8 protein-coding genes are annotated in these 12,843 nt (G+C 57.0%); 5 read left to right on the top strand and 3 right to left on the bottom strand.

The window, feature by feature from the left end; genetic code table 11:
- Positions 1-50: 50 nt before the first annotated feature.
- Together METLU_RS26585 and wrbA are read left to right on the top strand one after the other, a co-directional pair.
- Positions 51-2,156: a diguanylate cyclase domain-containing protein gene (locus tag METLU_RS26585; RefSeq protein ID WP_051299764.1), complete on the top strand. Its 2,106-nt coding sequence runs from the start codon at positions 51-53 to the stop codon at positions 2,154-2,156.
- A gap of 171 nt (positions 2,157-2,327) precedes the next feature.
- Positions 2,328-2,936: an NAD(P)H:quinone oxidoreductase gene (gene wrbA, locus METLU_RS0103870; RefSeq protein WP_027157078.1), complete on the top strand. Its 609-nt coding sequence runs from the start codon at positions 2,328-2,330 to the stop codon at positions 2,934-2,936.
- 133 nt (positions 2,937-3,069) lie between these two features.
- Here the strand turns inward: wrbA and METLU_RS0103875 are convergent, their stop codons facing one another.
- The 3 genes from METLU_RS0103875 to METLU_RS0103885 form a co-directional block, all read right to left on the bottom strand.
- Positions 3,070-4,704 (bottom strand): alpha-keto acid decarboxylase family protein, encoded by a 1,635-nt coding sequence (locus METLU_RS0103875; protein WP_027157079.1) that lies wholly within the window; start codon positions 4,702-4,704, stop codon positions 3,070-3,072.
- Between the two features lie 156 nt (positions 4,705-4,860).
- Positions 4,861-5,247, bottom strand: coding sequence for a hypothetical protein (locus METLU_RS0103880; RefSeq protein ID WP_027157080.1), 387 nt, complete (start codon positions 5,245-5,247; stop codon positions 4,861-4,863).
- 54 nt (positions 5,248-5,301) lie between these two features.
- A complete protein-coding gene (locus METLU_RS0103885) occupies positions 5,302-5,826 on the bottom strand; it encodes a Slp family lipoprotein (protein ID WP_027157081.1) in 525 nt (174 codons plus the stop codon).
- Between the two features lie 460 nt (positions 5,827-6,286).
- On the opposite strand from METLU_RS0103885, the gene METLU_RS0103890 reads away from it, so the two are divergent.
- The 3 genes from METLU_RS0103890 to METLU_RS0103900 all read left to right on the top strand — a co-directional run bounded on the left by METLU_RS0103890 (position 6,287) and on the right by METLU_RS0103900 (position 12,839).
- On the top strand, positions 6,287-8,011 hold the full coding sequence (locus METLU_RS0103890; protein WP_231383540.1) for an autotransporter assembly complex protein TamA: 1,725 nt from the start codon (positions 6,287-6,289) through the stop codon (positions 8,009-8,011).
- Positions 8,008-11,460, top strand: a complete 3,453-nt coding sequence (locus tag METLU_RS0103895; protein ID WP_027157083.1) for a translocation/assembly module TamB domain-containing protein — start codon at positions 8,008-8,010, stop codon at positions 11,458-11,460. The genes METLU_RS0103890 and METLU_RS0103895 overlap by 4 nt, the downstream gene beginning before the upstream one ends.
- A 272-nt stretch (positions 11,461-11,732) precedes the next feature.
- Positions 11,733-12,839: a transglycosylase SLT domain-containing protein gene (locus METLU_RS0103900; protein WP_027157084.1), complete on the top strand. Its 1,107-nt coding sequence runs from the start codon at positions 11,733-11,735 to the stop codon at positions 12,837-12,839.
- Positions 12,840-12,843 lie beyond the last annotated feature (4 nt).

The following is a 12,843-nucleotide window of genomic DNA, read 5'->3' on the forward strand; positions in this document are numbered from 1 at the left end:
TATACTTAAGCCGGGACTAGATAAACGATAGGGTTGATGGCAACTCTTCAATGTCGCACATGATCATCAAAGCCAAGCAAAAAATTAACAGGATGGTTTTATCCCTGGTCGCATTAATGGGACTTCTGATAGTCGCGGCATGCGGCTACTATCGATATGATGTCTTATTAAAGCGTACTAATGACGATTTCGGCAGTCGTTCAATCCGCATAGGGAATGATATCCTCAATTCCATTGAGACCCTGCGTGAGGATATTGATTTTCTCTCCCGTGCGCCGTTTATTTTTACCATTGCGCAATCCGGCTCTGAGCCAGCGTTCGAGGGTTCCCACGATGCCGAAGGGATCGGTCATTTGCAAAAAATGCTGTCCGCATTTGCCGAAACCCGCCCGATGTACAGACAGATACGTTACGTCAGTCTGGCCGGCAACGGACAGGAACGGGTGCGAGTGGAATACAGGGATGACCAAGTGGTTGTCGTTGATCATGAACAGCTCGGCACCGTTGGAGACCAGGACTATTTTCGCGAGACAGTTAAGTTGCATGACGGAGAAGTCTATCTTTCCAGAATGGATTTTGATCAGATAGCCTCAATGCCTGTCCTGCACGCCGCAACGCCGATTTTCACCGAGTCAGGCAAACTGGCCGGCATCGTGGTCATCGACATGCGCATCGGCGAGATTCTGAGCCGGATAGGCCAAAGCCTGCCGCCCCATGTGCAGGCTTTCGTCGCGGACAGTCAGGGACGTTATATTGTGCGCCCGGATCAGCAGGGCAGCTTAGGCTTCAGGTTCGGCAAGAGCGACAGTTTCATGCGGGATTTTCCCGATCTGGCGCCCGACGCCGTCACGCATCACTCATTGCAGAAAACCGGCTCGCGTTACGGCAAGGTTTACATCAGCACGCATCGGCTGGATTTAGACCCGAGCCTGCCGGAGCGCTTTTTACTGTTAAGCTACGTTATACCGAAGCCGGCTGTTTTGTGGGAACTGGCGGTTTATAGCGGGTTGCCCATACTCGTTATGGCATTGATCGTGGCTTTCGCCGGTATGCTGTTCCAGTTATGGCTGTCGCGCATCTTCGTGCCGTTGGAGAACATCACCAAAGCCGCGCAGGCGATGGCGACAGGCGGCCGCGATATTCAGCTTCCGCATGTCGGATTAGGCCCTGTCTCGACACTCACGCATGCCTTCCGGCACATGCTGGAAAAAATACAGGAACGCGAAAACGATTATATCGACAGCAACAAGGCACTGGAGGAGCGTATGCGCGCGGCCGAGCTTCAGTTGGCCGCCAATGTGGTCGAAAACACCAGTGAAGGCATTCTCATCGTCGATCATGAAACGCGCATCATCGCCGTCAATCCGGCCTTTGTCCAGATCACCGGTTACACGGCACAGGAAGCCATAGGGCAGAAGCCCAGCCTGCTTCGTTCGAACCACCACGATGCCGACTTCTACCGGCTCATGTGGCAGGAACTGCTGAGCACCGGGCACTGGCAGGGCGAACTCTGGAACCGGCGCAAAGGCGGCGAAGCCTACCTGGAATGGTTGAGCATCAACGTCATTCCCGGCAGTAAGGATCAACCGGACCGTTATGTGGGCATATTCAATGATATTACCGAACTGCGCAGCAAGGACGAGCGTAACCACTATCTGGCCTTCCATGACCCGCTTACCGGCCTGCCCAACCGCGCATTATTGCAGGATCGGCTGCGGCATGCCGTTAGCATGGCAGAGCGTAGCGGCACGCGGCTGGCGGTCATGTTCATCGATCTGAACCGGTTCAAGGCGATCAACGATACCCTGGGACATGACATGGGTGATCAATTGCTGCAACAGATCGCGCAGCGTTTCAAGGCCCTGCTGCGGCACTCCGACACGGTGGCGCGCATGGGCGGCGATGAATTCGTCGTGCTGCTGGAGCAGCAGACCTTGCCGGAAGATTGCATCGATAGAGCCAATACACTGATCAATGCGCTGGCGGAGCCGATCGAAGTGAGAGGCGTCGCGATGCAGGTAGGGATATCGATAGGCATCGCGGTGTTCCCGGAAGACGGCGCCACCGACTTCGAGCTGATGAAGCATGCCGATGCCGCCATGTACGCAGCGAAAGCCGAAGGTGTCAGCGCTTACCGTTTCTTCAGCCGGCGATGATCGCACAGGCCGATTTTTACGCCTATGTGCGATATCGCACTGAATCGCGGCAGCATTTGTCTTAAGTTTTCCCAATGCATGAAAAATCCTGCTTCACGCAGATAAAATGATTTCATTGTTGCGCCTGATCAGGATGCAAGCGGCGGAACGGCGCATTTTCAGGAGACAGCGATGACTAAAGTGCTAGTGCTGTATTATTCATCCTACGGGCATATCGAGCGCATGGCCGAGGCCGTCGCCGAAGGTGCGCGCGAGATCGGCGCCGAGGCGGTCATCAAACGTGTGCCCGAACTGGTGCCGGAAGAGGTCGCGCGCAAGTCCGGCTATAAAATGGACCAGCCCGCGCCCATAGCGACTGTCGATGAGCTGCCCGAATACGACGCCATCATTTTCGGCACCGGCACGCGTTACGGCAATATGACGGCGCAGATGAAGAATTTCATCGACCGGACCGGCTCGCTCTGGCTGAACGGTTCTCTGGTCGGCAAGGTCGGATCGGTTTTCACGTCCACGGCAACGCAGCACGGCGGCCAGGAATCGACCATACTGACCTTCATCCCGGTGCTTATGCACCTGGGCTTCATCATCGTCGGCCTGCCTTATGCCTTTCAGGGGCAGATGGGCCTTGATGAAGTGATGGGAAACTCGCCTTATGGCGCTTCGACCATCGCCGGCGGAGACGGAAGCCGCTGGCCTTCGGCCGTTGAGCTGGAAGGCGCCCGCTACCAGGGCCGCCATGTGGCGCAGATCGCGGCGAAGCAGAGCGCGGGCGGACGTTGAAGCGCGGACAGGCTCTTTATAGCTGATGTGGGAGCGAGTCTGCTCGCCCAAAGGCATTATCGGCAGATTAATTAACCGTGGGCAACCGCATAGATGAGCGACTAAAGTCGCCCCTACAATTCCCGCGCAAGGCCTAAACACGCTTGCCGAGATGCTCGGCTAATCCCCTCATGGCCGCCGATGGATCATCCGGCGGCAAATGTACATTGATGAGACTGGGTGATGACTGCTGCGCAAAAGCCTGGGTCAGGCAGTTCTCAAATTCATCCTCGGTGCGGGCCGAATAACCCGACAACGGGCCGAATACCTCGCTCAGACGCTCGAATTGCCAGCAGGCGATGTCGTTGAACGGGCCGTCGAGAATATAGCGCTCGGTGCTGTAACCGCAGTTATTGAAGACGATCACGATCGGGTTGAGCCCGAAGCGGGCTATCGTCGACAGCTCGGTGCCGGTCATCTGAAACGCGCCGTCACCGACCAGAACCAGCGTGCGGCGTGTGGGATTGGCGATCTGCGCGCCTAGCGCGGCGGGAACGGCGAAGCCCATCGAGGTGTAGTAGGCCGAGGCCAGAAATTCGCTGTTTTCATGGACTCTCAGGTCGATCGCGGCAAACAGGCAGTCGCCGACATCGCTGACGACGGCCATGTCAGGCGTCAGGAAGCGGTTGAGCCGCTCGATAAGCCGGAGGATTTTCATCGGCTGATCCTTGACGGGAAAATCGAATGCCGCCGGTTCCGCCGCAACGGCGGGCCTGATACCGGGACGCGGCGTAATCCGCTCGTTCAGCACGGTCACGAAATCGCGCAGCAGCACATGCGGATAGCGATGGTGGTGAATAATGACCTCGTCCTGGGTGGCGCGTATGATCCGGTTGGCATCGAGCTTGGCTGTAAAAATGCCCAGATCGATGTCATTCATGGTGACGCCCAGCATCAACAGAAAGTCGGATTGCTCCACGCTATCGCGGGCCAGCGACGATCCCATCGCGCCTTCATAAATGCCCAGATAGCAAGGGTGACGTTCGCCCAGAACCGACTTGCCGGTCAGCGACGCCGCGACCGGCAGATGCGTCTTATCGACCAGACTGAGAAGTTTATCCTGCAGCCCGCGCCTGTGCAGCTCAACCCCGGCGATCAGCACCGGTGACGCGGCCTTGCCCAGCAATTGCAAGGTTTCTTCCACGGCTTCGTTGAGCGATTCGGCATCGCTGGCAGGTGCGGGCATTGATTCCGAGGGCATTGGATAACCTTCCACATCCACCCTGTCGCGCGGCAGTTCGATGTAAACAGGCTTGCAATGCTCGCGGGCCGCGGCCAGTACGCGGTCGATCTGGCGGAAAGCCATATAGGGATCGTCCAGGACCGCGGTGGCGCAAGTGATGCGCTCGAATATTTCGTGCTGAAGCCGGAACGGGCCGAAGCGGTGATGCAGCAGGGGATGTTCGTGCCGTTCTTTAATGCCCGGCGCGCCGCTGATGACGACCACGGGCGATGATTCGGCATAAGCGCCGGCGACGCCATTGACGACATTCAGGGCGCCTACGCCATATGTGACGGCCATTGCTCCCAGTCCCCGGCAGCGGGCATAGGCATCGGTCGCGAAGGCGGCGGTATCCTCGCGGGTCGTGCCGATATGCTGAATGGGGCTTTCCGACAATTGCTGATAAAAGCGCAGGATGTAATCGCCCGGTACGCCGAAGATATGATGTACTCCGGACTCATAAAGGCGGGCCAGGAGATAATGGCCGATGGAAGGATTCGATGACATGAGATGTACCTCCAGGAACCGACGGGTCCAGCCTGTGGCGGATGCGGTCGGGTTTTATGATTTATGGCTATTGTTCCCTGACCCTGACACAGGATCAATAAGTACAATTGCCTAATGGATAAGCTACATGATGACTTTACCGGCCGAAATTAACAGCTAGCGATACCGGCGCTCAAATCTTGGATCGTCCTCCCACCCCGGCGTTCGCCTTGGAAAGGATCGATAAGGAGGACGCCGAGGATAATCATAATAGCGCTCATAATAATCCCGCTCATAGTAATAAGGCGGCCGCTTGTATCTAGGCACGTAGCGATACTGGTCATAACGTTGAGGCGGTCTCGGATAGCCGTAATACTGCCTGTATCCAGGGTAACTGTAATAAGGCCTGTAAGGGTAGGGCCTGAAACCGGGCCTGTCGCCGATTTCGAGAAACAGCTCGTCGGGATAAGGCCCCATACTGACATCGGCGGTTGCCGTACGGGTATTTAAAAGGCCGGCAAGCAGTGTTAACAGTGCTGCTATCAGGGTGTTGGATTTTTTCATAAAAACCTCTGCTATAGAGGACGAGATTACCCTAAAGAGCTGCTCTGTAAAGGTTTAATACCAGGGATAATAGTAATAGCCAAATCTGCTGTAAGGGTAATAATAATACGGATAATAACCCATATACGGGCCATAATAGACATCCCGGTAGTCCTCTTCCGGCCAGAGATAGATATTACCGATTTCGACCAGCGGCAACGCCAGCATCTTCTTGCCGATGGAACGCTCGACCTCGCCTTTGATGTTGCCTGTGACGGTAATTTCCGAATCTTTTTTATAGATGGCCGGGTCCAGGAAATTCGGGCTTTGAACAATAAATCGCCCTTGGGTTTTCTTGTCAAGGCGCGGGCGTCCTGATCTGTCCAGCGGATAATAAAGGACCTGTATTTCCGTAACGTCGGCTTCGTTTTCGACTTCAATGATCGTGCCGCCCCAGCGTACGGGAGTACCTCGATAACGATTGACATTGCCGAGCACTTCCCCGAGATTGACGTCCACGGCAGGGGCGTTTTTCAGCACGGTTGGCATACTTGAGCAGGCGCTTATCAAGATACTTAATAAAAGTAATAACGGCTTCATAATATCCTCCATGTATAAGCTGGAATTATTGGTCAGAAACACACACCCAAACAAATAAAACTGTTTCAAAAACTACGACTTATTTTAGTTATTAAAATTCCTTATGCCGAAGATATCAATAAAAGGGCGGAAACCATTGCAATTGACTGTGTTGCGCGGTCGAACTTCCGTTCAGCTTGACCAGCCGCTTGCTCTGGCGATATAAAAGCCGTGTGGCTTGAAATAGAGCGTTAATTGCCGGACTTGCCAGAGAGTGGCAACTGCCGCATGTCGCTGAACAGGGGCGCCTGACTCGCTGATCTTTTACCTTTAATATGTCGCAGTCCGGCAACGGTTGATTAAACATGCAATTACTGGAAGGAGCCTATGAAAAAACCAACTGTTCACCCGCTGGCTGTGCTGCGTTCCATTCCATGGCAAACCAGCAGGTGAAAGCCCGGGGCCGGAACGCATGCGACTGATGTCTTCAGTTCCGGGACCGGCTCTGCTCATGCTGATGTTGTACTTGATTGCGCCCGTGGCGGTTGCCGAGGTGTCGGTTTCAGGCGTTAAAGGCCAGGCCAGGGACAACGTTCTGCTCATGCTGTCCCTGGAGAAGGAAGCCTGCGATGCGCCGGAATGGAAAATACGGAGCCTGTACGCACAGGCCGATCAGGAAATTGATCAGGCCCTGCGGGCATTGGGGTATTACCACGCCGCCGTCGAAAAATCGCTTAACTTTAAACGGGATTGCTGGCAGGCCGGCTTTGCCATCCGGCCCGGACCGCAGGCAGTCGTTAGCGCCATCGACATCACGATTAAAGGCGATGCCCATGACGATCTCGAATTTCAGAAATTGCGCAATGACCTGCCGCTGAAAATCGGCAGTCCCGTCCATCACGGCCACTATGAAAGCCTGAAGCGGCGCTTTGAAGCGCTGGCGCTGGAGCGCGGCTACCTGAATGCGACCTTCAGCGAAAGCAGACTGCTGATCGACAAGGACCGCAACAGCGCCCGGATCGAGTTGGTGTTTGACGCCGGGAAGCGCATGTATTTCGGCGATGTCACCGTCAGGCAGGACATTCTGAATCCCGACTTCGTGGAAAAGTACATTTCGATAAAAGAAGGCGAGTACTATGCCACCGGAGAATTGGTCAAAACGCATAATGCGCTGTCGCAAAGCGACTATTTCGACAGCGTGGAAATCATCCCGGACATCGAACATATCGAGCAGCAGCGCGTGCCGGTTGCGATCACCCTATCTCCAAAGCGCCGGCACCTGTACAGCTTCGGCCTGGGGTTCGATACCGACTTAGGGCCGCTGGCCAATGCGACTTACAAAAACCGCCGCCTGAACCGACGCGGCCATTTTCTGACCGCCAATCTCGACATCTCGCAGGTGTTGTCGATTGCCGACGTCGAATACAGCATTCCCCTGGAGGACCCGGTCCACGATGTGTTCAGCTTCGGCGGCGGTTTCAGGTACGAAGATACCGACAACTTCAAATCAAAAAAAGCGGCGCTTTCCACGCGTTACAAGAAAGCGCTGGATAATGGCTGGAAGCAGACGCTTTTTATCGACCTCAGCTATGAGGAATTCGAAACCGAGACTGAATCGGGCGAGGCGCTGTTATTGGTGCCCGGCGCCAGTTGGCTGCGTTCGGTGGCCGACAGCGTCGTACGGCCGACCAAAGGCTACAGGGCCGAGTTCGAAGTCAGAGGCAGTTATGAAAATCCGATCTCCGACGTCAGCTTTCTGCAGGGCAGTTTTTTAGGTATATGGATGCAGCCTTTGCCCGGGGGCGGCAAATTCATCGGCCGGACCAACCTGGGCGCGACGCTGGTCGATGATCTGAAAAGACTGCCGACCTCGTACCGTTTTTATGCGGGCGGCATCAACAGCATTCGCGGCTATGATTACAAGGAACTGGCGCCGAAGGACCGGTTCGGCCATGTCGAAGGCGGCCAGTTCCTGACTGTCGTCAGCGCCGAATACGAGCATCCCGTGCTCGACGACTGGGGCGTGGCGGCCTTTGTCGATACCGGCAATGCCTTCAATGCCGGCGATATCAGCCTCAAAACCGGCGTGGGCCTGGGCGTTCGCTGGTATTCGCCGGTCGGCCCGGTGCGTCTGGATTTCGGCGTGCCGTTGAATGAGGCCGACTCCTCGTTTCAGATCCATTTTTCCGCCGGCACAAGGCTATGAGGAAATGGATTTGGCTGATTGTTGTGCTGATCGTGCTGGCGATCCCGGCCGGCCTGTTCGGGCTGGTCAGCAGCGAAGCCGGCAGCCGTTGGCTGCTACAGAAGTTTTTTTCAAGACTGCCGGCGCAGGTGACGGTTGCGGCGATAGAAGGCCGGCTGATCGATCGCATCGCACTTACTGATCTGCATTATCAGAGCGAAACCGAAACCGTGGACGTTAAAAGCCTGGCTTTCGCCTGGCGGCCGCGGGAGCTGCTTTCGGGCACTGTCAAAATTATCGACCTGACGCTGCATGGCGTCACCGTCAACCTCAGGAAACCCGAGACACCCAAGGACGAGACGCCGTTCGATTTCCGGGCCGAACTGCGGCTGCCGGTAGAGATTGCGGTTGAAAATCTGTTGCTGACCGATGCGCGGCTAAAGTCGGGCGAGCAGGTGTACGAACTGGGCAGACTGCGCCTGACGGCCGCGACCGAACAGGGCCGGCTTAACGTCAGCCTGCTGGAAGTCAACGCCAAGCCTGTCGTCGCGACCGTGCAGGGGCAGGTGACGCTGGGCAAGGGTTTTCCTTTCAGCTTGCAGGCCGACTGGCAGGTCAGCACCGAAACCAGCGGCATCTGGCAGGGCGCATCCGCCATTCATGGCGACATCGACAGGATCGTTTTCGACAATCAATTATCCACGCCCTTCATCGCCAATCTGGCAGGCAATCTGGAAGATGCGCTCGGCAAGCCGCGCATTAATGCGCGCGGCGACTGGCGCAATCTAAAATGGCCGCTGACTGACGCCGAGCCCCAGCTGAAAAGCGAGCAGGGCACATTCGAGCTGAGCGGCCTGCTCGATGATTATCGGCTGACCGTCAATGGCCGGCTGACGCAACAGTATCTGCCCGAGGCTCGTCTGGCATTCAACGGCAAAGGCAGCCTCGAAGCCATGACCATAGAGAAACTGGAGCTGAAATCCAAAACCGGTTTGTTTCTATTGGCAGGCGATGTCTCATGGAAGGGCGTGCCGGCGTTCGATCTGACGGCTCAGGGCCGGCATTTCAACCCGGCCATTATCCTGCCGGAAATGCCCGGCGACCTGACCTTCAGCGCGCACCTGAAAGGCAAACTGGTGGAGCAGTCGCCGCAGCTGGAGGTCGATATCGATAAGCTGACCGGCAAACTGCGCAATTATCCGGTCAGCGCCGACGGCAAACTGTTTCTGGCCGGCGACCGGCTCAAGGTCGATGCGCTGCGTATCGTCTCCGGCGCCAACAGGCTGGCTGTGGACGGCACACTGGGACAGGAGCAGGGCGCATTGGATGTCTCGATCGATGCGCCCAGACTGGATACGCTGTGGCCGGATCTGGGCGGCAGCCTGAAAGGCAATGGACGCCTGCAGGGCGCATGGCGGCAGCCCGCAATCGAATTCCGGGGGCAAGGCAAACGTCTGCGCTTTGCCGGATACAGCGCCAGGCTGCTGGACGCCGATATCGATTACCGTCCCGAGGCAAGCTCGTCATTGCGACTGTCGGCGACCCGCATCAGAAGCGGCACCATCGAGATAACCCGCCTGCTGGTCGAGGGCAGCGGCACGCAGGCGGCGAATAGCGTCAGCGCCGATCTGCGTTCATCCGAAGGCGATCTGTCAGCCGTGCTGACGGGCGGCATCAAAAACGGCCGCTGGCAGGGCGATTTATCGAAACTGGCGCTGAATGTGCCCAATCAGGGCCGCTGGCAGCTCCGGGAAGCCATGGCGATGACCGTAACGCCGCGCGAGGCCGGCGTCGATCTGGCTTTCGAACAGGGTTGTCTGGCCCGGCAGGCGTCTTCCGTCTGCGTGCAGGGGCATTATGAAGCCAACGGCGACTTTCAGGCCGCGCTGAAGGCGTCGGCATTGCCGCTCGCGCTGCTCCAGACTTATCTGGCGGAACAGGTGACGCTGAGCGGCATCATCAATGCCGATGCTGACATAACGCGGCGGAAAGGAGTGCTGGCCGGACGCTACAGTCTTCAGATGCCGGCCGGGTCCAGGGTCTTGCTGGAGACTCGGGAAACCGCCACGGTCATTCCGTTGGGCGCCTCGTCCGTGACCGGCACGCTGGATGGCGATGCGGTGTCAGCCGATCTGGATCTGGCCCTGGCCGGCAGGGATTTCGTGCGCGGTCAACTGCAGGCCGATATCGGCCCGAGCCAGGCCATTATGGGCCGCATACAGGCATCGGTGGCCGAGTTTGCGCTCTTCAATGCCTTTGTCCCGGATAAGGTATCCGGTCTCAAAGGCCAACTGCAGGCGGACCTGACGCTGTACGGGGTCGTGCAAAAACCGGCGGCGGCCGGCACGGTAAAGCTTTCCGGCGGAGCTGTCGATATTGAAGAGCTGGGCCTGAAACTGCGTGATATCAAGTTGCAGATCACCGCTGCCAGGGACAATGCCGAGCGTCTGCGGATACAGGGCGGGGCCAAGTCGGGCAGCGGGGCTGTCTATCTGGACGGTTTTGCGCTGCTGCAGCCCGAATCAGGCTGGCCGGTCGAACTGACGCTGACCGGCGATGATTTTGAAGTCGCGAGACTGCCGGAAGCGCAGATAGCCGTGTCGCCGGCATTGAAAATCGCTTTTGCGAACGGGCAGGGCAAAGTGACGGGCAAATTGGGCGTGCCGACAGCGATCATGCAGATCAAGCAACTGCCGGAGCAGGCCGTCAAGGTCAGTGAGGATGAAATCATTGTCGGTCAGGAGCCTGTCGAGGAAACAGCGCCCGCCGTGCCGGGCTTCGATGTCGATATCGATGTCGAGCTGGGCAGGAATGTGAAATTTTCAGGGCTAGGGCTAAAGACCGATCTTGCAGGCAAGCTAAAGATCGTCCAGAGAGCCGGAAAAATGACCATGCACGGCACCGTCGACATGAAGGAGGCCCGTTACAAACAGTATGGCCAGGACCTTGCCGTGCGCGAAGGGCGCTTCGCCTTCAATGGTCCGGTCGACAATCCCTGGCTGGACGTGGAAGCCACGCGTGTTTCACGAGATAAAAAAGTGACGGCGGTGCTCAGTGTGACCGGCTTGTTGAAGACGCCCCGGACCCGCATCTATTCGGAACCCGCGCTGCCCGAAGCGGAAGCGCTGGCCTATCTGATCACGGGCCGGCCGCTGAATCAGGCCAGCGAGTCCGAAGGCAATATGATAGCCGGCGCGGCACTGTCCTATGGCGCGGGCAAGGTCTCGTGGCTTGCCAACAAATTCGGTGTCGATGAATTTGAGGTCAGGGAAGGCGAGACGCTGGAGGATACGCTGCTTGCCGTAGGCCGGCATCTGACGCCGGATTTTTATATCGGCACCAAGGTCGGCCTGTTCAACAAGCAGGCCGTAGTGGTCTTGAGACGGATGCTGACAAAGGCGCTCAGCATTCAAACCGAGGCCGGCACGTCGCAGAGGATCAAGCTGAACTATGAGATCGAGGCCGATTGACAGAGAAAGCCGCTGATCTACAAAGGTTCAAGCGGGGCGGGGTTTGTAACCCCGTCCCTAACGTTTCTGCAATGCCCCGTCCAGCTGCGGGTTCTGTAGGGTATGCATCGCATACCATTTTCAAAATTTGTCGATGCATCACGGTTCTGAAAAGATACGCAGTGCGTACCCTACAATGCAATAGAAATAGCATGAATAATTAAAACTCAATCAAAACCTACTCTATAATTTTCCTGACATTGGATGACTTTATCTGAATCGGATTTTTTAATATGAATAAACCGGCAATGCGAGGCCATCCGGCGCCTAAAAAGCCCCCGATACCGCCTCAAGTCAAACCACGTCCGCGCCCGACGACTCGGCCGGCAGCAAAAAAGCCGGCGGCACACAAGCCGGCGATCAATAATTTCAGGAGCCGGCTGTCGCTGATCATGCTTGAAGCGGCGAGCCTTGTCATTACGGCCGCGCTATTGGTTATCGTGCTGCTCGGCTATTCGGCCGACAGATTTTCAGGCACACGGTTTTTCAGCAGCCTGCTGCCGTTCGCGATTGGTGTGGTCGGCTTGATCCTGGTTGCGGCGGCGCTGCTGATAGGCTGGTGGAAACTGCGAACACGGCTGCGCGCCTTATCATCGTTGTTGCCGCCGATGCTGGCCGCCGGACTGGCGCTCATGGTCGGCTGGTTCGCGATTCAGGGCGAATTCGCCCTGGCGTACGGGCATTTCCGCGCGCTGGTCGGCGGCAAACAGGAAGCGGCGCGCGTTACGCTGGCCCATCAGGTTTATGCGGCCTATCGGCGCTATGACACGGCGCAATTGCTGCGGCTGGTAAAACGCTCGCAGGAATATAATGCCGCTATCGAAGAAGCGGCTAAAGCGTTCGATCTGGACCCGAATCTGTTGCAGGGCGTCGCCGCGACAGAGTCTTCGTTCCTGCCGCGTGATAGCCGCGACGGCGGACACGGCCTGTTTCAGATCACGCGCGTGCCCAAGATAGCCACTGAACAGGCCGGCAGGCGCCTGGGCGTGGATAAATTGTCTTTGCTCGATCACCGGCACAACGCCTTCATTGCCGCCGCAACCCTGAAACATTATCTGGCTGAAATGAAAGGCGATCTGTTTCTGGGTCTCCTGGCCTACAATATCGGCCCCACCAACGGCGGCCTGCGGTTCATCATGCAGCAATACGGCGTGACGGATTTCGTGACCATACAACCTTATCTGCAACAACTGCCGCGCGATTATCCGGTGCGCGTTCTGTCATACTCGCTGGCTTTCAGGCTCTGGCAACATGAAGGCCAATTGCCGGCTTACGAGGAAGGCAAGAATGCCGTTCGGATACAACGTATCGGCATACCGGGACTGCAAATGGAATTTTGAGCCG

The sequence above is a fragment of the Methylobacter luteus IMV-B-3098 genome (assembly GCF_000427625.1).
Lineage (GTDB): Bacteria > Pseudomonadota > Gammaproteobacteria > Methylococcales > Methylomonadaceae > Methylobacter > Methylobacter luteus.

Bases quoted from the DNA above. Each gene is read 5' to 3' on its own strand.
- METLU_RS26585 (WP_051299764.1), top strand. From the start codon at position 51: ATGTCGCACATGATCATCAAAGCCAAGCAAAAAATTAACAGGATGGTT.
- wrbA (WP_027157078.1), top strand. From the start codon at position 2,328: ATGACTAAAGTGCTAGTGCTGTATTATTCATCCTACGGGCATATCGAG.
- METLU_RS0103875 (WP_027157079.1), bottom strand. From the start codon at position 4,704: ATGTCATCGAATCCTTCCATCGGCCATTATCTCCTGGCCCGCCTTTAT.
- METLU_RS0103880 (WP_027157080.1), bottom strand. From the start codon at position 5,247: ATGAAAAAATCCAACACCCTGATAGCAGCACTGTTAACACTGCTTGCC.
- METLU_RS0103885 (WP_027157081.1), bottom strand. From the start codon at position 5,826: ATGAAGCCGTTATTACTTTTATTAAGTATCTTGATAAGCGCCTGCTCA.
- METLU_RS0103890 (WP_231383540.1), top strand. From the start codon at position 6,287: ATGTCTTCAGTTCCGGGACCGGCTCTGCTCATGCTGATGTTGTACTTG.
- METLU_RS0103895 (WP_027157083.1), top strand. From the start codon at position 8,008: ATGAGGAAATGGATTTGGCTGATTGTTGTGCTGATCGTGCTGGCGATC.
- METLU_RS0103900 (WP_027157084.1), top strand. From the start codon at position 11,733: ATGAATAAACCGGCAATGCGAGGCCATCCGGCGCCTAAAAAGCCCCCG.